This is a genomic window from Bacillus sp. KH172YL63, assembly GCF_011398925.1.
GTDB lineage: Bacteria > Bacillota > Bacilli > Bacillales > Bacillaceae_B > Rossellomorea.
In genome coordinates, this window is the sequence record NZ_AP022842.1 from 524,557 (window position 1) to 547,384 (window position 22,828).

A 22,828-nucleotide genomic window follows, 5' to 3' on the forward strand; every position below is an offset into this window, starting at 1 on the left:
ATATGCGCATGGGGGGCAGTTGCACAGCATGGAAATTGCGGAATACGTATGAGGGGAAGCGGCACAACAAGGCAATTGCGCTATACGCATGGGGGGAACGGCACAACATGGCAATTACGCAATACATGCTGAAAGTCACGCAATAAATGTCAAAACTCACGCAATAAATACCGAAAGTTGCGCAATAACCAGTGAAAGTTACGCAATTCACCCTCGATGAGACCCGGTAAGTGGTCAATAGACGCCACGAACGGGGGCTCTCACTATTAAACTTTGAAAAATGGCAAACATTTTCCCGAAATCAGTTCAACTCGAAGCGAAAATCCCCATTCTTAAGCAGAAATAATAGAAACGACACGTCCCTGCCAGGCAATAGACTGACCAAAATAACCAATCCCCCAATCTATTAAAATTGAAAGCTCTTACATTTTAAAAACAAACAAATACCTATTGTAATAGGTAATTTTTTCAACTATAATGTCCACTATAGAAGAACAAATGTACATCAGAAATATACAAATGGAGGTTTTCGACTTATGGAATCAATTTCAATCGGACTTTTAGGACTTGGGACGGTAGGAGCCGGAGTGGTGAAAATTGTTGAGAGTCATCAGGATAAATTATCCCATCAAATCGGCTGTCCTGTGAAAGTGAAGAAGGCGCTCGTTCAGGATATGAACAAAGACAGGGGAATGGATATTGAGCGCGGCATTCTGACCTTGAACCCTGACGATGTCCTGTTTGATCCGGAGATTGATATCGTGGTCGAAGTGATGGGCGGCATTGAAGACACGAAGGAACATCTCCTTCAGGCGCTAAACGAGAAAAAGCATGTGGTGACGGCGAACAAGGATCTGATGGCACTCCATGGACCCCAATTGCTGAAGGCGGCGTCGGAAAATGGCTGTGATCTATTTTACGAAGCGAGTGTCGCAGGGGGCATCCCGATTTTAAGGAGTTTAGTAGACGGCCTTGCTTCTGACCGGATCACGAAAATGATGGGGATCGTCAACGGGACGACCAACTTCATTTTGACAAAGATGACAAAAGAGGGACGGACCTTCGATGATGTCCTGAAAGAAGCGCAGGACTTAGGCTATGCGGAGGCAGACCCGACAGCTGATGTCGGCGGATTGGATGCGGCGAGGAAGATGGCGATCCTTTCGACGCTCGGATTTTCGATGAATGTGGATCTTGCCGATGTAAAAGTGAAAGGTATCACGGGGGTGACCGGTGATGATATCCAGTACGCCGAACAATTTGGCTACACAATGAAGCTCATCGGCTATGCCCACCGTGAAGGGGATAAGGTGGAAGTCAGCGTGGAACCGACATTGTTGAAAAATGAGCATCCGCTCGCCTCTGTACATGATGAGTACAACGCCGTCTATGTGTACGGTGAAGCGGTAGGAGAGACGATGTTTTATGGACCGGGCGCAGGGAGCCTTCCGACAGCGACTGCCGTCGTATCGGACATGGTGGGGATCATGAAGAATATGAGGCTCGGCGTCAATGGGAAGAGTGCAGTGAATCCCCAGTTCCCGAAAAGACTGAAAGAGCGGGATGAGATTCATTCAAAGTATTTCCTGAGACTTCATGTCAAAGATGAAGTCGGCGTATTGGCCAAATTGACGTCTATCTTCTCGGATCACGGAGTCAGTTTCGAGAAAATCCTTCAGAACCCGCTGGACCGGGAAGGCTTGGCTGAAGTCGTCGTGGTCACTCATAAAGCATCCCTTGATCATTATGAAGATATTTTGATGGAGCTGAAGGATGACGGGGCGATGCATGCAATTGTAAGTTCATACCGTGTGGAAGGGGGCGAAAAAGGATGAGATGGAAAGGACTGTTGGAAGAGTACAGAGAGCATCTGCCGTTAAAGGCTGATACACCATTGTTAAGCTTAAATGAAGGCAACACGCCGTTGGTCGAGCTGAAGACTCTGTCGGCAGAATGGGGCATCGAGCTGTTTGCGAAGGTCGAGGGCGCGAATCCGACAGGCTCCTTTAAGGACCGTGGGATGGTACTGGCAGTGGCGAAAGCGGTGGAAGCGGGAAGTTCGACGGTCATCTGTGCATCAACGGGCAACACTTCGGCATCCGCTGCCGCCTATGCTGCACGGGCAGGCATCAAATGTATCGTCGTCATCCCCGAGGGGAAAATCGCCCAGGGGAAACTCGCACAGGCTGTCATGTACGGAGCGGAGATCATTTCGATCCAAGGGAATTTTGATGAAGCCCTTGAAATTGTACGGGAATTAAGTGAAACAGAATCGGTCACACTCGTGAATTCGGTGAACCCGTACAGACTGGAAGGACAGAAGACGGCTGCCTTCGAGGTCGTTGAAGGACTCGGTGAAGCGCCTGATGTGCTTGCGATTCCGGTGGGCAATGCCGGTAACATTTCTGCTTACTGGAAAGGGTTCAAGGAATACCATGAGCATAAAGCCACGAGTCTGCCCCGGATGTTCGGATTTGAGGCATCCGGTGCGGCAGCGCTCGTTCACGACCGGGTGTTTCCGGAGCCTGAAACGGTTGCGACGGCGATCCGCATCGGAAACCCGGCAAGCTGGAATCTCGCGGTGGATGCGCTGAAGGAATCGGACGGTCATATCGATGAAGTGACCGATGAAGAGATCCTTGAAGCCTATCAGCTCCTGGCAAGCAGGGAAGGGATCTTTGCCGAACCGGCTTCATGTGCTTCGATTGCAGGAATCAAGAAATCTTTAGAAAAAGGGCTCATCGAAAAAGGAACGAAGATCGTCGCAGTCCTGACGGGCAATGGATTGAAAGATCCTGTGACAGCGATGGAGTGCAGTCCGGTCAGACCGATTACCCTCCCCCGGGACCGTGAATTGGTCAAGGACCATATTAAAGGGACAATCGGGGTATGAGAGGCCGGGAGCCCCGTTCCTTCAAAATCACCGTCCCGGGAAGTACGGCTAATTTAGGTGCCGGCTTCGATTCGCTCGGCCTTGCGTTGAATATATTTTTGACCGTAGAAGCACATGAAGCGGAAGAATGGAAGGTGATTCCGCTTTCGGCCGCTCTTGAAATCTTTCCATCCGATGATACCCACTTCATCGTTGAAGTGGCAAAGGAGGTGGCAGCGGAATATGGGCGGAAACCTGCTCCATGCCACCTATATGTGAAGAGCGATATCCCTTTGACAAGGGGACTGGGATCGAGTGCGGCTGCGGTCGTCGCAGGAGTGGAGCTTGCCAATGCCTTGTGCGGGCTGAACTTGTCACTGGATCAGAAGCTCTCCATTGCAAACCGGTTTGAAGGTCATCCAGACAATGTCGGGGCATCTCTTTATGGCGGATTCGTCGTCAGCTGTCAGCATGAAAAGGGTGTAGGTATGATTTCGGTGCCGGACCTGCCCATCGATGTCGTATGTGTCATCCCGAAAGACGAACTGAAAACATCCGATTCGAGGAATGTCCTTCCATCCACCCTTTCCTTCGGCGAAGCCGTGGGGGCTGGTGCGATATCGAATGTGTTGGTTGCGGCGTTTCTGACTGGGGATTGGGAGACGGCCGGAAAGATGATGAAGCGTGATCGCTATCATCAACCATATAGAAAGAAGCTCATCCCCCATTACGAGGCAGTGGAAGAGGTGGCCAACCGATTCGGTGCATTTGGAACCGCCCTGAGCGGTGCCGGACCGACGATTGCCTGCTTCGTGGAGCGGGAAGCAGGGGAATGGCTTTTCAGGCAATTGGAGCAATCCTTCCCCCGTATGGACGTGCGCAGGCTCTCGATCGCCCAAAGCGGAAGCACAATCACCAACGTACAACCGAAGGTCCGTCCCTCATCGCTTTAATGCGTTGAGGGGCGGACCTTCACTTTTGTTCATATGGCTGAGATCCGGTGGGAGCGTGCTACTCCGTCTTGATCACAAAGCATTTTTCTTTTTCGTTGATGTGTATGGAGTAGGGGGAGTGATGGGTGATGCCCATTTCGTCCCGGAGTTCTTTTGGGATGTGTACCGTTCCTTTTTCTGAGATGTACCGCTTGTTATGGGTGGATTCGGTCACAGCCTGCTTGATCGTCAGGCAATTGTTCCGATAGATGAGCTCTGCGAGTCTTCCCGGAAGCAGTCCGAACTGCTGTCTCCATTTATATGGAAGGGTGATTGTGCCGCTTTTATTGAATGTTCTGGTTTCGCACACCATGCTCGACATGTTGTCACCTGCTTTCAAGATCATTGCTTCTTCTTTTTCCTTTCAGATGAAAAATAAACGTGAATTTGAAAAAATAGGAAGAAGGTTGGGTGTGAAGTTTAGTAAAATATTGAGAGAGGAATACATACATAAAGACGATTATGAACGTATGGAGGTGTGGAGAATCGAACCTGTCCATCTGTTGTTTTTACTGGTGATCGGATATAGCGTTTTTACCATTGATAAGAAGAAAAAGAGTTTCCCTGTTCCAGTCATACTCCTACTCATTGGGATCGGGCTTTCATTTGCGCCTGCTTTTTCCGGGATTACGCTGACGAAAGAGACGATTTTTGAGTGGTTCCTGCCTGCGTTGTTATTCATTTCTGCATATCAGTTCCCTACAAAGGCTTTGAAGAAGCATGCCGGGATCATCACATTTCTCAGTACCATCGGAATTATTTTGACGACGCTGCTGATGAGCCTGCTTTTTTATTACGGACTGCACCCTTGGCTTCCGATTTCGTTTACTGAAGCTTTATTGATCTCGACCATCCTGACACCAACCGATCCGGTGTCTGTTGTGTCGATACTGAAAGAGTCATCGAATCGACAGGATATTGCGGATGTGGTGGAAGGGGAATCCATGATCAATGACGGAACGAGCATCGTGCTGTTTACGGTCGTGGCGGGCATTTACTTTGGAGGGGAGCGATTTTCTGTCTCTTCCTTTCTCGGTGAATTCCTCCTCGTTTCTCTTGGGGGAATCGCAGCGGGCGTCCTCCTCGGGTGGCTAGCAAGCAAAGCGATCCATTTCACTTCAGATTCCAGGTATCAAATCATGCTGAGCATCATCCTCGCTTACGGCACCTTTTATATTGGAGAAGAACTTGGGGTCTCCGGGGTACTTGCGACCGTCTCGGCAGGCATCATGCTTTCCTATGAATACGGTAAAACGAAGAAAGAGAATCATTTCAGGAAGGACCTGGATGGATTTTGGACCGTGATTGAGCCTACAATCCTTACCCTTCTGTTTTTATTGATCGGGATCCAGACGACGCGATATTTATCATTTTCATTAACCGGTTGGATTCTCTTGCTATTTGTTCTCTCCTTATTCGTTCGCTATGTTATTATTATTGGTGTTGTGAAAATGAAAAGAACGTGGAGAAAAACATATGGATGGAAAGAAGTTTTCATCTTGACGTGGTCGGGCATTAAAGGAACCATGTCAGTTGCTTTATTATTGGGACTCGATAAACAAGGTCCATTTCTTCTTCACTCCCTAACATTTGGGGTTATCCTGTTGTCACTCGTCATACAAAGCGTTGGAATCTACCCCCTATCCACTTTGTTTCTAAAAGGTGAGGAGAAGGGGAAAGATTTTTGATAAATTGGTAAGTACTGTGAAAACATAGGGGAAAGACTAATTGAATTTAGGTGAAGAGTCCAGATGAAAAAAGCAAAAGAAATTGCCTTGAAAGTTTCCATCACCTATGTGTTATTTGGCGTTTTATGGATTGTGCTTTCCGACTATTTTTCCATCGTCGTGGCGCATGAAAATTTAAGTATGTATATTTACTATCAACGGTATAAAGGCTGGCTGTTCATCCTTGTGACAGGTATCTTCATTTTTTTACTCGTGTACAGGAGAACCCATGAACTCATCCTTTCCAATCAGAAATTGAAGAACAAGGAACGCCAGCTTCAAATCAGGAATCAGCATTATCATTCACTGTTTGAACAAAACCCCGATGCCGTCATGGAACTGAGCCTCGATGGAAAAGTGAGGTCTGTGAACTCAGAGGCTGAAGGGATGCTTGAATCGACCCATGAACAGTTGAAAGAAGTGAAGTTCAGCAATTTTTTGAATGAAAATGAAATGAAGCGGGTCACCAACTATTTTCTTGGGTCCATCAATGGTATCCCGGCGACATTCGAAACGACGATACATCTTGGTGAAAAGAATAAGAAGCTGCTTCGCTGTTCTCTTGTGCCGATCATCATTGATGATAAAGTGACAGGGATGTTCGCGATTGCACGGGACATCACACTGAACCGTGAAAATGAAGAGATGGTGGTGGCATCTGAGAAGCTTTCAGTCATTGGTCAGCTTGCAGCTGCAGTCGCCCATGAAATCCGGAATCCGCTCACTTCTCTCAAAGGATTCATTCAGCTGATGCAAACGACCAACTCCATTAATCATGATCATTTGGATATCATGCTTTCTGAAGTGGATCGGATCGATTTGATCTCAGGTGAGATGCTCATACTTGGAAAACAGCAGGAAACGTTCTTCAGTCATGAAAGGCTGGACGAGATTCTTAGGCAGGTCCTTGTGTTGATGGAAGCCCAGGCACATCTTGATAATGTGTCGATCGCTTACGAAAATCTTTCCGAAAGGCCGTTAGTGATATTAGGGGAAGTCAATCAGCTTAAGCAGGTGTTTATTAACATCATCAAAAATGCTGTGGAATCCATCCCTAAAGGCAAGGACGGCCGTGTGACGATCACCCTCTTGGATGAAGGGGCGGATGCTCACGTCATCGTGCGGGATAATGGGATCGGAATGGAGCCGGAACGATTGGAACATCTGGGTGAGCCGTTTTATTCCACAAAGGAAAAAGGGACTGGCCTTGGACTTGCCGTATGCAAAAAAATCATTGAACGACATAATGGACATATCCATTTTCAAAGCGAAAAAGAAAAAGGGACAGCAGTCGAAATTCACCTGCCGATAGAGGAGAAGGAAGTTTCCGCTGATGTGTCCGATTAAGAAGGGAAGAAAAGAATGAACTCAATTTCAACTATCATCCATCACCCGGCGCTGCAGAAGAACTGGGAAGAATCAGGATTTGCTACATTAACACCCGTACAGGAAAAAGTGGTGCCGATGATCATGGAAGGAAAAGATGTCGTATGCGAGTCGCCGACGGGTACAGGTAAAACCCTGGCGTACTTACTGCCGATCATTCAATCGATCGATCCGTCAAGGAAGCAGGCACAAGCGGTCATCATTGCACCGTCACGTGAACTTGTGATGCAGATCCATCAGGAAATCCAAAAATGGGCGAAGGGGACCGACGTGACGAGCGCAGCCTTCATCGGCGGTGCCAATATCAAGAAGCAGGTTGAAAAGTTAAAGAAAAAGCCTCATATCGTCGTCGGTACAACCGGACGCCTCATCGAACTGATGAAATTAAAAAAGCTGAAGATGCATGAAGTGAAGACAATCATCGTGGATGAGTTCGACTTAATGATTGCTCCGGAACATATCAGGGAAGTGAAGGATATCATTAAATCAACCTTGAAGGAACGTCAGGTACTCTTTTTCTCTGCGACTTTATCAGATGAAACCGAGAGTGTGGCGGAAAACCTCCTCCAGAACCATGAAACGGTTAAAATGGAAGCGAACCTGGATAACCCGAAAGTGGACCATGTCTTTGTGTACAGTGAACTCCGGGACAAAATGGAAGCCCTTCGCAGCATTTCATACTTCAAAGGAATCAAGGCACTCGTATTCTTCAACCAGTTGGAAAAGCTGTCTGAGATTGAAGAAAAGCTTAAATATAAAGGCGTAGAGCTTGAAGTTTTGGCAGGAGAATCGAATAAGATCGAGCGAAAGCAATCATTGGATCGCTTCCGTTCAGGAAAGGTGTCATTGCTTCTGACAACAGACGTGGCTGCACGTGGACTGGACATTTCTGATGTCACCCATGTCATCCATTACGACTTCCCGAGCGATACGAAACAATATATCCACCGTTCAGGAAGAACAGGACGGATGGGAGCAGAAGGAACCGTCATCTGCCTCGTATCCAAACGTGAGCTGAGCTTCCTTGAAAAACTCAGCAAAGAACTCAACCTCCCATTCCAGGAAAAACACATCCGGGGTGGCGGGCTTCAAGATCCGAAATAACGACATCAATACATTTCTAACCGCTGTTTATATCCAATCAACAGCTTGTACCTGCTAAAACATGAAGCGCTAGCGCTGAAAAATCCGAACGAGTCATTCAATCACTCGTTCGGATTTTTTATTGGAGAAAACTTTTTGTACCAGCCTCTTTGGTTCATCCAGACGCCTAACGGCCAAACACCACTTCCCCGTCCATCATGGTCAGCCAGACCTTTGTGTCGAGAATTTCTTCAGCCCCGATGGTGAAAAGATTCCGGTCAAGGACGACGAGGTCGGCTTTCTTTCCGGCCTCGAGTGTACCCAGATCATGCTCCCTGAAATTCCCGAAGGCAGGGGATTTCGTGTAGTGAATCAGGGCATCACTGAGCTGGATTTTTTCATCAGGATTCCAGCCTTCCCGGGGCGTGCCGTCTTCGTGCCGGCGGGAGACCGCCCTGTATATGCCGAGCATCGGGTTGATGTCGACAATCGGGAAGTCAGTACCGAAAGCGACATGTGCCCGGCATTCTTGCAGGGTGCCGATCGGCCATGTATATCTTGCCCTGTCTTGACCGAGCCGGTCCAAATAGGCATGGGTTTCCATCGACCCTGACGTCAGATGCTCAGGCTGGATCGATGCGATGACCCCCAGTTCCGAGAAACGGTCAAAGTCAGCGGGATCACAGACTTCAATATGCTCGATCGTATGGCGGGAATCCCTGATTCCATTTACCGACCGGGCATGCTCATATAAATCGAGGGCCAACCGGACCGCTCCGTCCCCACATGCATGAAGCCGGACCCGGAACCCTTCCCGGTCGGCAGCTTCTATCCATTGCCGGTACACGAGCGGCTCATAAATGGTGCCGCCCCTTTCTGATGGACGGTCTGCATAGGGCTTCAGCAGATACCCGGTATACGTGAGGGGGACCCCGTCGAGGAACTGCTTCAGCCCGGAGAATTGAAGCTTGTCTGAATGGTAGTTTTTCCTGAAGCGGACACCCCGTTCAAGGTCACCATTCAACACATCAAGGAAATGAATCCTTGTGGTCAGTTTCCCTTTTTCCTCAAAGCTTCTGTAGAAAGCCGGGTCCCCGAGCGTATATCCAGGGAGGGGAAGCATGTCTGAAACAGAGGTGATCCCATAGGATGACAGTTTGGATAGCATCCCGTCCATCAATCTGTTCTTCACTTTATCCTGAAAGGCGAAAGCTTTAATCACATATTTGACCGCCGTTTCGTATAGAAAACCAGTCGGCTCCCCGGATTCATCTTTTTCGATTTTTCCAAAAAGGGGTTCGGGCGTATCCCGGTGAATCCCCAGTTTCTCAAGGGCTGCTGTATTCAGCCACGCGCTGTGCGCTTCTTCATTCAAGAGCACGACGGGACGATGGGGGATATACCGGTCTAACGAATGGCGGGTGGGGAGGGTTTCATTCGGCCAGCGGACATGATGCCATCCGAAACCAAGCACCCATTCTTCATCCGGATGCCGGGAAGCATAATCTGCGACCATTTTGGCGGTAGCGTCTTCCGTATGGCCGGAAGTCAGCTGACAGAACCCTTCGAACATCGCCCCTAAAAATAAATGGAGATGAAAATCATGAAATCCCGCCATCACAAGGCGGTCGCCGACATCCCATGTTTCCGTGGACGCTCCGATAAAGCTTTCCATCTCAGAGCGGGGGCCTGTCCCGATGATGATGTCATCCCTTACAGCAATGAACCCATCCGCCGGTAAGGGCGTGTTCCCGGTGAAAATTGTGGAACCTACAATGATTTTTTGTGCCTTCATCTGTTTCACCCAACCTTCGTATGCTAGTATCTCGATTGTAACCAGAATAAGGGAATAAGACAATGTCGGGCTGGTTGTGAAAAGTTTCTTCCTCTAGAGGGCTTTCAGACCCCGATGTGGAATTAATAAGGAGAAGATGTAGAAAAGGAGAATGGATATGCTCACAAGAACCTTTCCGCTGCTTGAAACCGAAAGATGTGTGTTAAGGGAGATGACGGCAGGGGATGCTCCCCGGGTATTTGATTATTTCTCAAGAGACGCTGTTACCCGATATTACGACCTGGATACGTTCCAAGAGGAAGGCGAGGCGATGGCACTCATCCAAAAATGGAACGAGCGCTTCCGGATGAATGAAGGGATCAGATGGGGCATCGCGCTGAAAGAAACGGGTGAAATCATCGGAAGCTGCGGCTTTCATCAATGGGAGAAAGAACATTTCAAAGCAGAAGTGGGATTTGAAATACATCCTGATTACTGGAGACAAGGAATAATCACCGAGGCCCTTCGATCCGTACTGAACTATGGGTTCGGGGAAATGGAACTGAACAGGATCAAGGCTTACTATGATCCGAGAAACCTGGCGTCGAAGAAAAGTCTTGAACGAGCCGGTTTTACATATGAAGGCGTATTGCGGAAATCAGCGTATGAAAAAGGCGTATTTTGTGATGCTGCGGTATGCTCGTTGTTGAGGGAAGAATGGTAAGAACAAATTTAAGACGCTGCTTATGCCTATACCACATAAACAGCGCCTTAACTTAAGTAAACCTTATTCAATTAACGTTCCTATCCTTTCTTACTAATACACATACTCAACATTCAATTTTCATTAATGGTATTGCATGTATGATTTAGTTTATTTTCACTTTCCGCTGAGTTCCCCACACGCCCACATGTTACGAAGATAGTTTTCACCGGCTATCCTCTTGCGTACCATGATGTTAGCATGCTTCGCTTACATTCTTCATTGGAATCCTCTCCCGAAATAAGATTGCGCATTCCCACATATCCACACATTCTGAAATCAGTTTTCACGGGCCGATCTCACAAGCTGAATGTGATGTTGATATGCTTTGCTAACTCACTTCATTGGAATCACGCCTTCCTGTTGGTGTGTTGTTTGTTAATGATTTATTAATTACATATTAACAAATTATAAAATTAATGCAAATGTTCAGAATAATCAATATAATGTGATTTTGGCGGGTTTTTACTGCGAAATGATCTGTTTTCTCAGTTTATCTCATTTTTTCTGTTTTTTTATAGTTTTTTTGAAAAGCAGTCATTTCCTGCTGTCTTTTTTCATGGGGCGTGGATTGAACGTTCACGCCCTTGAAGCAGTGTAAACGCTTCTTGTGAAGAACCTGCTATTCACTCATTCTCCTATTAATATAGTATTGCTCCAGATCCAGCTCCCGGTTGACGAGCAGTTCCATTTCTTCGAGGTCGTGTGTTTCAACGATTGGATCAAGTTCGGACCAGTGGACTTTATTGACGAAATAATAGTTTCTGATTTTCCTCAGGATGACCAGGGAGTGGGGGAAGTGGTCGAACTCTGCTTTTATACTGTTGAAGCGGGTAAAGCCCCATTTTGTCAATTTCATCATTCATCACCTGATACTCTATTCCTTTTTTGTACGGGTGTTAATCATCCGGCAGCCCATACAATTTAAACAAACGTTTGTTTAACGATTCAAAGTCCTTATTTTACAAGGGTTGGCGGTATTAAACAACTGTTTAGTATGCTTTTAGTTCATCCGGTCGCTCATAGATTGTCATTGCCATGATCCGAGGGCTCTTGTTATGATGAGAAGGTTATGAATCGAATCGTAAGCTAGGAGAATGAGCTTTGAATAAAGTACTGACCAACTATTCCATCTACCCATATGATGCGGAAAAAAAGGAAATACCGGTCGCCGCGCTCCATAAAGGAGAGACCACGAAGGAATTGGTATCCTCCGAAGAAGAGGATGCTTTTTTCTTTCGGACGATGGAGGAAGCAGGCATCCACCTCAATGCTTCCCAAATCGAAGCGGTACGCCACGTGGACGGACCATGCCTTACCCTTGCAGGGGCGGGGACTGGGAAGACGACGGTTCTGGTCTGCCGTGCAGGCTACCTGATGGCGGTGAAGAAGATTCAGCCAAGAAACATTCTGCTGGTCACATTCACTAAAAAAGCAGCGGAAGAAATGAAGCAGAGAATCGCAAAGCTGCCAGGGACGGAAGCTGGGGGAGCGGTTCATGCCAGCACTTTTCATGCCTTGTTTCTCTATTTGTTAAGGTCCCGCCATTACACGCAGGAAGTGATGGGGAACGAACGGTACAAACAAATCATCCTGAAGCAGATTCAAAGGGAAATGAATATATATGATCCTTATGATGCAGAAACGCTTCTTGCAAAGCTGTCTCACTATAAGCTGAATCAGAAAGATATTTCGGAGCTTCCTGAGAAATCTAAATCGGAAAAAGAAATCCGCAGCATCCTTCTGAAATATGAAGAGTGGAAACGGATGAATCATAAGATGGATTTTGATGATATTTTGACAGAGGCCCACCAGTTGTTATTGGGGAATCCGAACCTGTTGACTTCACTTCAACACCGTTTCCAGTATGTGATGGTGGATGAGTTTCAGGATACGAATCTCGTACAATATGAACTCATGAAAATGATTGCGGCCCACCGGAATCTGTTCGTCGTCGGCGATGATGATCAGACGATCTATACCTTCAACGGCGCACGGAACGAGTTCATCCTGGATTTTGATGAGGAATTCCCGGATGCCAAAGTCGTGGCGCTGAAAGAGAATTACAGGTCCGATGCGTACATCATCGGATTGGGGAATGAAGTGATCGGCCGGAATGACCACAGACGGAAGAAAGAACTGATCGCAACAAAACCTGATGGCCAGAAGCCCCTGTACTCAAGACCGGCCACGGCAGACGAAGAAGCGATTTGGATCACCGAAGAAATCCAACGATTAATAGAAGAAGGGTATACGTACCGGGACATGACGATCCTTCACCGGACGATGAGCAGCGGCCGGGCCGTTTTTGAGCAGCTCCTGCTGAAGGAAATCCCTTTCACGCCATATAACCAAAAGGATTCCCTCTTTTATGAGAACTGGACCGTGAAGCCTGTCGTCGATTACTTGAGGTTATCGATTGTACCGAGGAATTTTTCTGCGATGGAATCGCTGCTGCCGACCCTTTTCATCAGAAGGGACCGGGGGATCGCCCATATCATGCAGGAAGAAAGCAAAGAAAGAAAGAAGTATCCGCTCATCCACCTGACGACACTGTCCGGCTTGAAGCCGTTCCAGGTGAAGAACATCAAGGAGCGGATGAAGTTCCTTAAGTCGATTGCCGACCAGTCTCCGGAAACGGCGATTAAACGGATCCGGAAAGAATTTTATCATCAATACATCGATGCCCAGGAATCACATGTCGTGACGGAGCAGAAGGAGCTCATCAAAGAAATGCTGGACGAACTTGAAGGCTCGGCCAAACGTTTTGATACGATTTCAAGCTTCATCACGTTCATTGATGAAATGAAAGCGAAGTATGAAGAAATCTATTCGAATCAGCATCAATCGAAAAATACGGACAGCGTGTCCCTCATGACGATTCACCGTTCGAAGGGGCTGGAATTCCCGGTTGTATTCCTGATCGGGGCGATTGAAGGGAACCTGCCACACAGTTCCGCTCTAAATGCCAACAAGCTTGAGGATAAAGTGTATAAGGACCCGAACGTAAAGGAAAAGGCAAAGGGCGCGCTGGAGGAAGAACGGCGTCTTGCATATGTGGCCATCACCCGTGCAAAAGAGAAGCTCTTCATCTCTTCCCCTGCCTATTATCAGGGAGAACAGCGGAAATGCTCACGCTTCATTGCCGACTTGTTCAAAGAGGTTCCGCACACTGACAGCCCTGCCCCGGCGAAAAAGACAAGAACCGGCAAAGTCACCCGAATCCTTGCCTGGGTCTGTACACACTCTACGTGCATTGCATGGCAGAGACCGGAAACCCATGAGGATACCGAATCTAAAGAGTGCCCACTTTGTTCAAGCCCGATGAAGCTCGGCGAAAAAGAAATCATGGAATAAATAAACCCCGGCGTCCTGAATACAAGGACACCGGGTTTTTTGCCGTCACTGTGAAAAATGATCGTGGTCACGGTCATAAGTATCAATCTTTTTCGAATCATCCGAATCCAATGCTTGTCTTAAGAAATAAATCAGAATACCCATAATCATCCCAAGCATCACAATCAAACCGATCGTAATCGTCACGCCCATGAAAATCCCTCCTTTATTGTCACAGCTATCGTCCATTTTTCAGCATTTTAAACCTTTATATGGTTAGTGTATGAGGTGGGGGAGGGGAGATATGCTGGGTTGGGGAGAAATTGTGTACAGGAAGGCTTCTTTTAAGAAGGCTGTTTTCGTAAACATTGTGGTTTTAAAAAAGCGAGGTGTGCTTGATTTTGATTGCAGCGAGAATCAACCATCGAAGGTAAAAACCCAAATCCACTGAATAACTGCTTATTCATCTACTGTATAGTAGTGATAAACGTAATTCTGTATATTGCCCTTGATTCATTGCTATGGAAATTTATTTATTCCGCAGTCTCAAATTACCGAAGACGTTCCCATTCTAATAATAGCAACAATCTTTGCGAAAAGAGCCTTTAAGAAAAATATGATGGCTGATTTTAGATTTTGACAGGTAATGTCCAAGGTTTTATAGAAAAAGTACTAAAATCACCTGTTTGAGTAAGACAGTTAATATGAAATTATTTATTAATAGAGGGGTATTTATGAAGCAACTAACATTCCGTGATTTACAGAGCTATTTAGCACTCAAATACAAAGAAGGTCGCACTTCCTCTGCATTGTTTATGAAACTAGCAGAGGAAATTGGGGAGGTCGCAGAAGTACTGAATCAATTAGAAGGGAGAAAAGAGCATAAATCGAATACTTCTTTAGCAAATGAACTAGTTGATGTTATCCACTATGCCGTAGCCATTGCCAGCATAAATGGTATTGATTTAACAGAGGCGATCATACATAAGGATAAACTAGCCGCGATTAAATATAAACAATCTCCAAATTTAGAAGAGTTTTTATTAGACTAGGCTTAATGTTTTAAAAAAACCAGATCCAAATTCGGACCTGGTTTTTTACATTCATTGAACCTACCCACGCTCCACCAACACCGCCCGCACCGGAGACCCGTCCCCGTCCTGAAGCGGCAGGGGAAGTGCGACCAATTCGTACCGGCCCGGGTTGACGTCTGTCAGGACGATTCCTTCCAGTATCCCGATCCCGTTTGCATGGAGGGAATGATGTGCGTTCAATTCCTTACTGTCCAGCTGGTCGACAGAAGGAAGGTCGACCCCGATCAGGTCAATGCCATTTTGTTTCAGAAAAGGACCGAGTTCTTCTGAAACAGGGGGGATCTCTTCTGGGAATTGATCGGGATTTTTCCATGCATTCGTCTTGAATAAAATTTTCGTAACGCCTGAAAAGTCGATATCCTTCAGCTGTTCAGGCGTGATTTCCTCAGCGCCTTCTACCGATACGACGACAGCCTGTCCCATGAAGCGTTCCAAAGGCAGATCGAGTATCCGGTTTCCATCTTGATCAAAATGGAAGGGGGCATCCACATGGGTCCCTGTATGAGAACTCATCGTGACTTGTCCGACATTCACCGATCCGGTTTCTTCTTTCGTCCAATTCAATGAAAAGGAGAAAGGTGTATCTCCGGGCCATACAGGGGTGTCGTTGTGCAGTGGTCTTGATATGTCTATGATCTTCAAATGAATTCATCCTTTCCGTTCATGTCAGGCAACAACATTCCGCGTGTTTTCAAATTGCTTGTATTCTTCATTTTCCATGATGCTCTTCAGAATCTGAACCGTTTCCCATACATCTTTGTACGATGAATAAAGGGCGACAGGTGCAAGGCGGATCACGTTCGGTGAACGGAAATCAGGCGTGACGCTGTTCTCCTTCAGAGCTTTACATATTCTTGCCGCTTCGTCATGCTTCAGGCTGATATGGCCGCCCCTTTTTTCATCTTGAAGCGGATTGCAGATCGAGAATCCGTGTCCGGAAAGCTCCTGGTGGATCAAATCGATCATGAATTTTGTAAGTGAAAGGGATTTTTGTCTTAAACGCTCAATGCCCGCTTCTTTAAACAACTCTAGGGATCCGAGCAGCGGTGCGCTGCTAAGGATATGAGGGGTCCCAATCTGGAATGCGCCGGCTGATTCTTCATGGGTCAATGTGTGATCCATATCAAACTGCTTATCCTTCCGGGAACTGAACCAGCCTGAGAGCCCTGGCTTCGTGCCGGCATGCTTTTGGTGAACGAAGAGACCGCCGACTCCGCCTGGCCCGCTGTTCAAATATTTATAATTGCACCAAACGGCGAAATCGACACCGTCATCGTGCAGTTGATGGGGAAGCGCTCCGATCGAGTGGGCAAGATCAAATCCAATCACGATGCCCCGTTTATGGGCTTCTCCCGTCAACCGCTTCATGTCAAGAAGCTGCCCGCTCCTGTAAAGAACCGACGGCAATAGTATCAGTGCGATATCATCTGTCATGCAAGAGATAATATCCTCTTCCTCCAACGTATAGCCGTCCCTGCTTTTCACCTGGATCAAATGTTCATCGGGAGAGTATCCTTTCAGCTCCAGCTGACTTTGGATCGCATATATATCCGAAGGGAAAGTCAGCTCATCAGCCAGGATCTTCGTCCGATTGCCCTTCGGTTGATAAAAGGTTGCAAGCAACTGGTGCAGATTCGTTGTAATCGAACCTGTCACGATCACTTCTTCCTTCCGTGCGCCGACCAATGGCGCAGTCATTTCCCCAAGCTTCTCGGAGAAATAAAACCACGGCTCCTGCCCGTCCATCCAGCCGTCGATTCCGTGCTCCTTCCAATCATTCAAGGAGGTCAATAAAGAAGCCTCCGCCCGTTTCGACAGAAGCCCGAGCGAATTTCCATCCATATAATAATGCCCGTCTTTTATGTAAAATTCATCGCGGAAATGAGCCAATCTATCCTTTTGGTCCAACTCCTGTGCGTGTTCCCACGTTAATTTCCCACTATGTGTCATCCCAATCCCACCTTTTACAGTTCTATCAAAATCATAATCTAAATTCTGTGAATAGTAAAATAATGGTCTGGCTCTTGCTATGGCAAATTCACAAGGTTGACCGACGAGGAGGAATATTTGTTTTTGAATAAATTATTTAAAAATGTATAAAAACTCAGAATAGTCTGGTATAACTGAATGGATATGATAAAACCCAAGAAAATTATTCATAAGTGAATAACTAAGGAGTGACACTAGATGTCTGAACATAAAAAAACCTGGAATGAAAATGAAGCGATCCTACATTCTCTGCAAGATGATATTTTAGTCACGAATACAGATGGAATCATTTTGAAAGTCAGTGATGCAACAGGTGATATATATAATGTCAACTCGGAAGACATGGTAGGGAAATCAGTATACGAGCTTGAGAAGCAAGGCGTATTCACCCCGCTGCTGACTCCCATCGTATTAAAGGAAAAAAAGAAAATTACACTTGTTCAAACGAGTAAATCAGGGAAAAAGCTGCTTGTCACAGGTATCCCGGTATTGAATGAACAGGGTGATTTAGTAAGAGTCGTCAGCTATTCTCACGATGTAACCGAATTACTGAATCTGAAAAAATACTTGATGGATATGGAAGACGAGATGGAAAGGGTGAAAAGTGAGCTGGACCTTCTCAGGAGCCGTCATTATTACTCAGAAGGGATCATCGCCACAAGTGGTGAAATGAAGAAGGTGCTCCAGGTCGCCCTGCAGGTGGCGGAAGTGGACGTGAATGTCCTGCTGTTGGGGGAATCGGGTGTCGGAAAATCGCATATTGCGAAATTTATACATAATAAGAGTCATAGGAAAAAGGGGCCGTTCATTGAGGTCAATTGCGGTGCGATACCCGAGTCTTTGTTCGAGGCAGAGTTTTTCGGGTATGAACCGGGCGCTTTCACAGGAGCGGATCGAAAAGGGAAGATAGGACTCGCGGAACTTGCTGAAGGGGGGACGCTCTTTCTGGACGAAATCGGTGAATTGTCCCTTCCGAACCAGGTGAAAATTTTAAAATTCATACAGGAGAAGTGCTTTTACCGGGTCGGCGGGACAAAAGTAAGGAAGGTGGATTTCCGCGTGTTGGCTGCGACAAACAAAGATTTAGAGGAAGCAGTGGCGGAAAGATCATTCAGGGAAGACCTCTTCTTTCGATTGAATGTTGTACCGATCATCATTCCTCCTTTAAGGGAACGGCCGGCTGATATCATGACGATGATCGAGTACTTTCTCAAACATTTCTCTGAAAAATACGACCGGGAAAGAAAGTTGGATGAAGGGGTCCTGCATCGTTTATTAGTGCAGGAATGGAGAGGGAATGTGAGAGAGCTGATGAATGTAATCGAGCGATTGATTGTCACTTCTTCCAAACAGTTGATTGAGATGGAGAATCTGCCCCGCCGCTATGTGAAAGATCACAGTGATCTGACAAGTTACGAACAAAGCGGGGGCTCCTTAAAGGATATTTTGGAAGGAGTCGAAGCCGAAGTGTTGAGGAAAGCCAGGGAGTCTCATGGGACAACTACTCAAATGGCTTTGAGACTGGGAATCAGTCAGCCATCTGTTGTCAGGAAGATGAAAAAATACAACATCAAATAAATACTGGCATGGAACTTGCAGGTATAAAGGTGAAAAGTTGAAAAAATGAACTAAGGAGGTCGCGGTACGGAGCGTTCAATAGGGGTGGAATATATTTCAAAGGGGTGTTTGAAGGATGGAAGTGGGAAAACAAAATGTTAGCAGGCTGCAAACCGAGTCAGGCAGGACGGTACGTGAAGCGATGAAATTTATCATCCCTTCCTTGTTTGGGGTATTGCTGTTCCTCGTACCGGTTACGTATGAAGGGAACATGACCATTGGTGTCGGGATCTTTGCTTCTTATTTCCAAGGGATGCTTGAAGGTGTATTACCGTTATTCATGACTGCTGTTTTTGGGTTATCTGCCCTCATGGCCATTTATACAAAAATATTTAAACCTCAGTGGATCATAAAGCAGGCATTTTTAAAGGGACTTTTCGATGTAGGGTATTTTTGGATTGCGATCCGCGTCATTGGCTCTGTTTTCGCTGTCATGACTGTGAATGGAATCGGTCCTGAGTGGATCACTTCTGAATTCACAGGGGGAACGGTGTTGTATTCACTGGTTCCTGTCTTAACGACATGGTTCTTATTTGCAGGTTTATTGATGCCTCTATTATTGGATTTCGGATTAATGGATTTCTTCGGGACATTGCTTCAGAAAATGATGAAGCCCCTTTTCCAGCTGCCGGGCCGATCTTCCATTGACGCCCTTGCTTCCTGGATGGGGAGTGGGACCGTTGGCGTTCTGATTACGACGAAACAATTCGAAGAAGGCTATTATACGAAACGGGAAGCAGCCGTGATTGCCACGAATTTTTCTGTCGCGTCGATTGCTTTCAGTCTTGTCATTGTAAGCTTTATCGGATTGGAATCCATGTTTGTACAACTGTATGGAACGGTCGTCATCGCAGGGATTGCCGCTGCCGTGATTTGTCCGCGCATACCGCCACTTTCCCGAAAGAAAGACACGTATTATGAACCGGTAGGCATGCAGATTTCTGAAAATGTACCGGACAACGTATCACGCCTGCAATGGGGATTCGAAAAGGCAGTGGAGAAAGCGTCGGAAGTGAAGAGTATCGGAGAAGTGACGAAAAAGGGCTTGCAGAATGTATTGGATATCTGGTTTGGACTGATTCCACTGGTCATGGCCCTTGGTACGATCGCATTGGTCGTAGCAGAATATACGCCTGTATTTGACGTGCTGGCCTACCCGATTGTCCCACTCCTTGAGCTCCTTCAAATTCCGCAGGCTGCCGATGCAGCACCTGCAATGATTGTCGGCTTTGCAGATATGTTCCTGCCTGCCGTGGTGGGAAGCGGGATAGAGAGTGAGTTGACCAGATTCGTGATTGCTGCGATGTCGTTGACTCAATTAATCTATATGTCTGAAATCGGGATTCTTTTAATCAAGTCTAAGATACCGATCAGTTTCTTGGATCTCTTCATCATTTTTATACAGAGAACAATCATTACGCTGCCGATCGTAGCGTTGCTCGCTCATTTGTTTATGTGATTGTTTGTCCAACTTGACTATACAGAATCAATACATGGGGGTTATGGGAATGAAACGCACATTTGAACAGCTTATCCAGCGAATGCCTGAGAGACTGGCACCGAGTATGGCAAAGGATCATCCCAATTTGCCGGTGGTGAAGGAAGAAGGATGCTATTACTATGGAGTGGACGGAAGGAGATATCTGGATTTCACCTCAGGTATCGCTGTCACGAATGTAGGGCACCGCCACCCTAAAATCGTCCAGGCAATCAAAGATGCAGCAGATGGGCTGATGCACGGACCGTCGGGCGTTATCATGTATGAATCGATTCTAAGACTTGCTGATGAATTGGCAGATATCCTTCCCGGTGATTTAGACAGTTTCTTTTTTGCCAACAGCGGAACAGAAGCGATTGAGGGCGCAATCAAGCTTGCCAAATATGTGAAGAAGCGTCCTTATGTGGTCTCCTTTACCGGATGTTTTCACGGCCGTTCTCTCGGTGCGTTGAGTGTCACGACATCGAAGAGCAAGTATCGTAAGTTCATGCAGCCATCGGGCCTTGCCTATCAGATTCCGTATGCGGATGAAAGGGCGTGCCCTGAAGGTGAGGACGCTGTCCGGTATGTAGTGGAGAAGCTTGAGAGAGATTTTGAAACGCTGTTCAATCATCAGGTGACACCTGAGGAAGTGGCGTGTGTCATTCTCGAGCCGGTTCTTGGGGAGGGGGGCTATATTGTCCCTCCTAAAGCGTGGCTTAAGAAAGTAAGGGAGATTTGTGACCGTCATGACATCCTATTAATCTTCGATGAAGTGCAGACAGGTTTCGGGCGCACTGGGGAATGGTTTGCGGCTCAGACTTTTGATGTCACGCCTGATATTATGGCGATAGCAAAAGGCATAGCCTCCGGTCTTCCGCTGAGTGCGACTGTAGCATCCAACGCCCTGATGAAGCAGTGGCCCCTCGGAAGCCACGGCACCACATTCGGAGGGAATCCGATTGCATGCTCAGTCGGGCTCGCTACATTGGAGGTTATGAAAGAGGAGGGTCTCCTTGATAACACCAAATCAATGGGCGCATATGCCGTTTCCAAACTTGAATTGTTAAAGGAAAAACACCCGGTTATCGGAAGCATCCGGGCTGTGGGGCTGATGATTGGAATTGAAATCATCCATCCCGAAACCGGAGAACCGAACCATGAAGGACTAATGGACATTCTCGACCGGGCGTTGGAAAAAGGTGTTTTATTCTATCTTTGTGGAAATCATAGTGAAGTGATCAGGATGATTCCCCCTCTTACTGTATCAAAGGAACAGATTGAAGCAGGGATTGAGATGTTGGATGAAGCATTAAGTGAATACGAGAGTGGAAGGATGAACCATTTGGATAAGGCTCTACCTGCCGGGAAGACTGACTGTGGGAGGCAGGCTTCTTCAAGTTAAAGGTTTATGGGTTGTTGAAATAACGATTTTTCGACAAAATGCTCATATTTTCGAAAAGCCGCTCATATATCAGGAATCACGCTCATAAATCCTGAAACCGGCTTATAAAATCAAAAAGGGGCTCATAAAAAGGGAAAACCGGCTCATAAATGAAGAGGTAGGGGGTATTGGCTCCCTGATAAACAATAGATTGAGCCGGTTTTATAGATGAAACCCGACCTTCATCATGATTTTTCAAAGAAAATCGTTAATAATTGCCCTTTTTAACCAATAATCAGCCACATAAAACACAACCCTGCTCAGGATCCGGAGCAGGGTCTTTTTATCATGGTCGAAGTATCAATCTATCAACCTTACAACCTCTTCACCGATATCGCTTTCCGCATCTTTCTCAATGCTTCCTGACCTTCGCCTTCCCGTCTCATCATGAGATTCACATAGAGGGCATCAATCAGCGTTAATTGTGCGATCCGTGAAGAAAGGGCTTCCGAGCGGTAGTCGGTTTCTTCCGAGACGGTGAAAAGGGGGATGTCGACCCTTTTACTTAATGGCGATTTGGCGAAATTGGTGATGCCGATCGTCTTAGCGCCGCTTTCTTTGACGATGTCCATGACCTGCAGGATGTCTTTGGTCGACCCGGAATGGGAGATGAAGACGGCGCAATCTTCGCCTGTCATCTGGGATGCGGTCATCAGCTGGATGTGACTGTCGCTTGCAGCGTGGACACGGAGACCGGTCCGGATGAATTTATGGTAGGCGTCAAGGGCGATGACGCCGGAACCCCCGCTGCCGAAGAATTCGATCGAGCGGGCGTTGAGCATGACGTCGACGGCCTTCATGAGATTTCTTTCATCGATGACCATCAGCGTATCTTCTATCGTTTTAATATTGGACCGGAATACCTTGGTGGCGATGGTCTGAGCGGTGTCCCCTTCATCGATGCGCTCGTGGATATCCTTCAGACCGGTAACGATTTCAGAGGCAAGGGCGATCTTCATCGCCTGGTAGCCTTTGAAGCCGATCCGTTTGCAGAAGCGGAATACAGTGGAATCAGCCACTCCTAAATCTTCCGCAACGCCGTTGATTGTCGAGTGGATGATGTCATTCGGGTTTTCGAGTATATAGTCGGCAATTTTTTTCTCGGTCACACTGAAATGGGAATAGTGGGCCCGGATACTTGCCAGGCAGTGCTGATGTTCTGGTTTCATAGACATCTCTCCTGTAAGTGTTTTCATACTTTCATTATACAAGAATGATAGAAAAATAAAAATAATTTCTGTAAACGGTTGCAAAAAGAAAAAATTTTTTTATAA

Annotated in this window: 19 protein-coding genes; 12 read left to right on the forward strand and 7 right to left on the reverse strand. The window is 46.7% G+C overall.

Going from position 1 to position 22,828, the window contains the following annotated elements:
- Positions 1 to 536: 536 nt before the first annotated feature.
- The 3 genes from KH172YL63_RS02630 to thrB are packed head-to-tail and all read left to right on the forward strand — an operon-like array spanning position 537 to position 3,825.
- On the forward strand, positions 537 to 1,835 hold the full coding sequence (locus KH172YL63_RS02630; RefSeq protein ID WP_173104651.1) for a homoserine dehydrogenase: 1,299 nt from the start codon (positions 537 to 539) through the stop codon (positions 1,833 to 1,835).
- Positions 1,832 to 2,893, forward strand: a complete 1,062-nt coding sequence (thrC, locus tag KH172YL63_RS02635) for a threonine synthase (protein WP_173104652.1) — start codon at positions 1,832 to 1,834, stop codon at positions 2,891 to 2,893. Before KH172YL63_RS02630 ends, thrC begins: the two co-directional genes overlap by 4 nt.
- Positions 2,890 to 3,825: a homoserine kinase gene (gene thrB / locus KH172YL63_RS02640; RefSeq protein ID WP_173104653.1), complete on the forward strand. Its 936-nt coding sequence runs from the start codon at positions 2,890 to 2,892 to the stop codon at positions 3,823 to 3,825. The genes thrC and thrB overlap by 4 nt, the downstream gene beginning before the upstream one ends.
- A 58-nt stretch (positions 3,826 to 3,883) precedes the next feature.
- On the opposite strand, the gene KH172YL63_RS02645 is transcribed toward thrB, so the two are convergent.
- On the reverse strand, positions 3,884 to 4,186 hold the full coding sequence (locus KH172YL63_RS02645; protein WP_173104654.1) for an AbrB/MazE/SpoVT family DNA-binding domain-containing protein: 303 nt from the start codon (positions 4,184 to 4,186) through the stop codon (positions 3,884 to 3,886).
- A 91-nt stretch (positions 4,187 to 4,277) separates the two neighbouring features.
- Here KH172YL63_RS02645 and KH172YL63_RS02650 point away from each other — a divergent pair, with 91 nt between their 5' ends.
- The 3 genes from KH172YL63_RS02650 to KH172YL63_RS02660 all read left to right on the forward strand — a co-directional run bounded on the left by KH172YL63_RS02650 (position 4,278) and on the right by KH172YL63_RS02660 (position 8,081).
- Positions 4,278 to 5,552, forward strand: coding sequence for a cation:proton antiporter (locus tag KH172YL63_RS02650; protein WP_232066104.1), 1,275 nt, complete (start codon positions 4,278 to 4,280; stop codon positions 5,550 to 5,552).
- A gap of 63 nt (positions 5,553 to 5,615) precedes the next feature.
- Positions 5,616 to 6,938, forward strand: coding sequence for an ATP-binding protein (locus KH172YL63_RS02655; RefSeq protein WP_173104655.1), 1,323 nt, complete (start codon positions 5,616 to 5,618; stop codon positions 6,936 to 6,938).
- 15 nt (positions 6,939 to 6,953) lie between these two features.
- Positions 6,954 to 8,081, forward strand: coding sequence for a DEAD/DEAH box helicase (locus KH172YL63_RS02660; RefSeq protein WP_173104656.1), 1,128 nt, complete (start codon positions 6,954 to 6,956; stop codon positions 8,079 to 8,081).
- A 166-nt stretch (positions 8,082 to 8,247) separates the two neighbouring features.
- On the opposite strand, the gene KH172YL63_RS02665 is transcribed toward KH172YL63_RS02660, so the two are convergent.
- Complete coding sequence (locus KH172YL63_RS02665) at positions 8,248 to 9,855, reverse strand: amidohydrolase (protein ID WP_173104657.1); 1,608 nt, start codon at positions 9,853 to 9,855, stop codon at positions 8,248 to 8,250.
- Between the two features lie 157 nt (positions 9,856 to 10,012).
- On the opposite strand from KH172YL63_RS02665, the gene KH172YL63_RS02670 reads away from it, so the two are divergent.
- Positions 10,013 to 10,558 carry a GNAT family N-acetyltransferase gene (locus tag KH172YL63_RS02670; RefSeq protein WP_173104658.1) on the forward strand — a complete coding sequence of 182 codons (546 nt, stop codon included), beginning with the start codon at positions 10,013 to 10,015 and terminating at the stop codon, positions 10,556 to 10,558.
- Positions 10,559 to 11,219: 661 nt separating this feature from the next.
- Here the strand turns inward: KH172YL63_RS02670 and KH172YL63_RS02675 are convergent.
- Positions 11,220 to 11,456: a hypothetical protein gene (locus KH172YL63_RS02675; RefSeq protein ID WP_173104659.1), complete on the reverse strand. Its 237-nt coding sequence runs from the start codon at positions 11,454 to 11,456 to the stop codon at positions 11,220 to 11,222.
- 245 nt (positions 11,457 to 11,701) lie between these two features.
- On the opposite strand from KH172YL63_RS02675, the gene KH172YL63_RS02680 reads away from it, so the two are divergent.
- Positions 11,702 to 13,954 (forward strand): UvrD-helicase domain-containing protein, encoded by a 2,253-nt coding sequence (locus KH172YL63_RS02680; RefSeq protein ID WP_173104660.1) that lies wholly within the window; start codon positions 11,702 to 11,704, stop codon positions 13,952 to 13,954.
- A 45-nt stretch (positions 13,955 to 13,999) separates the two neighbouring features.
- Here KH172YL63_RS02680 and KH172YL63_RS02685 read toward each other — a convergent pair whose 3' ends face one another.
- Positions 14,000 to 14,146 (reverse strand): hypothetical protein, encoded by a 147-nt coding sequence (locus KH172YL63_RS02685; protein WP_173104661.1) that lies wholly within the window; start codon positions 14,144 to 14,146, stop codon positions 14,000 to 14,002.
- Positions 14,147 to 14,667: 521 nt separating this feature from the next.
- Here KH172YL63_RS02685 and KH172YL63_RS02690 point away from each other — a divergent pair.
- Positions 14,668 to 14,985, forward strand: a complete 318-nt coding sequence (locus tag KH172YL63_RS02690) for a MazG nucleotide pyrophosphohydrolase domain-containing protein (protein ID WP_173104662.1) — start codon at positions 14,668 to 14,670, stop codon at positions 14,983 to 14,985.
- A gap of 60 nt (positions 14,986 to 15,045) precedes the next feature.
- Here the strand turns inward: KH172YL63_RS02690 and kynB are convergent, their stop codons facing one another.
- Together kynB and kynU are read right to left on the reverse strand one after the other, a co-directional pair.
- The gene (gene kynB / locus KH172YL63_RS02695; protein ID WP_173104663.1) at positions 15,046 to 15,669 is read right to left on the reverse strand and encodes an arylformamidase; all 624 of its coding nucleotides are present in this window, start codon (positions 15,667 to 15,669) and stop codon (positions 15,046 to 15,048) included.
- A gap of 24 nt (positions 15,670 to 15,693) precedes the next feature.
- On the reverse strand, positions 15,694 to 16,977 hold the full coding sequence (gene kynU, locus KH172YL63_RS02700) for a kynureninase (RefSeq protein ID WP_173104664.1): 1,284 nt from the start codon (positions 16,975 to 16,977) through the stop codon (positions 15,694 to 15,696).
- 237 nt (positions 16,978 to 17,214) lie between these two features.
- Here kynU and KH172YL63_RS02705 point away from each other — a divergent pair, with 237 nt between their 5' ends.
- The 3 genes from KH172YL63_RS02705 (at position 17,215) to KH172YL63_RS02715 (ending at position 21,515) form a co-directional block, all read left to right on the forward strand.
- The gene (locus KH172YL63_RS02705; protein ID WP_173104665.1) at positions 17,215 to 18,594 is read left to right on the forward strand and encodes a sigma-54 interaction domain-containing protein; all 1,380 of its coding nucleotides are present in this window, start codon (positions 17,215 to 17,217) and stop codon (positions 18,592 to 18,594) included.
- A 115-nt stretch (positions 18,595 to 18,709) separates the two neighbouring features.
- The gene (locus KH172YL63_RS02710) at positions 18,710 to 20,092 is read left to right on the forward strand and encodes a YjiH family protein (RefSeq protein ID WP_173104666.1); all 1,383 of its coding nucleotides are present in this window, start codon (positions 18,710 to 18,712) and stop codon (positions 20,090 to 20,092) included.
- Between the two features lie 49 nt (positions 20,093 to 20,141).
- On the forward strand, positions 20,142 to 21,515 hold the full coding sequence (locus tag KH172YL63_RS02715) for an aspartate aminotransferase family protein (RefSeq protein ID WP_173104667.1): 1,374 nt from the start codon (positions 20,142 to 20,144) through the stop codon (positions 21,513 to 21,515).
- Positions 21,516 to 21,868: 353 nt separating this feature from the next.
- On the opposite strand, the gene KH172YL63_RS02720 is transcribed toward KH172YL63_RS02715, so the two are convergent.
- Positions 21,869 to 22,723: a MurR/RpiR family transcriptional regulator gene (locus KH172YL63_RS02720; protein WP_173104668.1), complete on the reverse strand. Its 855-nt coding sequence runs from the start codon at positions 22,721 to 22,723 to the stop codon at positions 21,869 to 21,871.
- Positions 22,724 to 22,828: the final 105 nt, after the last annotated feature.

Excerpts from the sequence above, each read along its gene's own strand:
- KH172YL63_RS02675 (WP_173104659.1), bottom strand. The coding sequence starts at position 11,456 with ATGAAATTGACAAAATGGGGCTTTACCCGCTTCAACAGTATAAAAGCA.
- kynU (WP_173104664.1), bottom strand. The coding sequence starts at position 16,977 with ATGACACATAGTGGGAAATTAACGTGGGAACACGCACAGGAGTTGGAC.
- KH172YL63_RS02630 (WP_173104651.1), top strand. The coding sequence starts at position 537 with ATGGAATCAATTTCAATCGGACTTTTAGGACTTGGGACGGTAGGAGCC.
- KH172YL63_RS02690 (WP_173104662.1), top strand. The coding sequence starts at position 14,668 with ATGAAGCAACTAACATTCCGTGATTTACAGAGCTATTTAGCACTCAAA.
- KH172YL63_RS02705 (WP_173104665.1), top strand. The coding sequence starts at position 17,215 with ATGTCTGAACATAAAAAAACCTGGAATGAAAATGAAGCGATCCTACAT.
- KH172YL63_RS02670 (WP_173104658.1), top strand. The coding sequence starts at position 10,013 with ATGCTCACAAGAACCTTTCCGCTGCTTGAAACCGAAAGATGTGTGTTA.
- KH172YL63_RS02665 (WP_173104657.1), bottom strand. The coding sequence starts at position 9,855 with ATGAAGGCACAAAAAATCATTGTAGGTTCCACAATTTTCACCGGGAAC.
- KH172YL63_RS02685 (WP_173104661.1), bottom strand. The coding sequence starts at position 14,146 with ATGGGCGTGACGATTACGATCGGTTTGATTGTGATGCTTGGGATGATT.
- KH172YL63_RS02645 (WP_173104654.1), bottom strand. The coding sequence starts at position 4,186 with ATGTCGAGCATGGTGTGCGAAACCAGAACATTCAATAAAAGCGGCACA.
- KH172YL63_RS02660 (WP_173104656.1), top strand. The coding sequence starts at position 6,954 with ATGAACTCAATTTCAACTATCATCCATCACCCGGCGCTGCAGAAGAAC.
- KH172YL63_RS02655 (WP_173104655.1), top strand. The coding sequence starts at position 5,616 with ATGAAAAAAGCAAAAGAAATTGCCTTGAAAGTTTCCATCACCTATGTG.
- KH172YL63_RS02710 (WP_173104666.1), top strand. The coding sequence starts at position 18,710 with ATGGAAGTGGGAAAACAAAATGTTAGCAGGCTGCAAACCGAGTCAGGC.
- thrC (WP_173104652.1), top strand. The coding sequence starts at position 1,832 with ATGAGATGGAAAGGACTGTTGGAAGAGTACAGAGAGCATCTGCCGTTA.
- KH172YL63_RS02715 (WP_173104667.1), top strand. The coding sequence starts at position 20,142 with ATGAAACGCACATTTGAACAGCTTATCCAGCGAATGCCTGAGAGACTG.
- thrB (WP_173104653.1), top strand. The coding sequence starts at position 2,890 with ATGAGAGGCCGGGAGCCCCGTTCCTTCAAAATCACCGTCCCGGGAAGT.
- KH172YL63_RS02720 (WP_173104668.1), bottom strand. The coding sequence starts at position 22,723 with ATGAAACCAGAACATCAGCACTGCCTGGCAAGTATCCGGGCCCACTAT.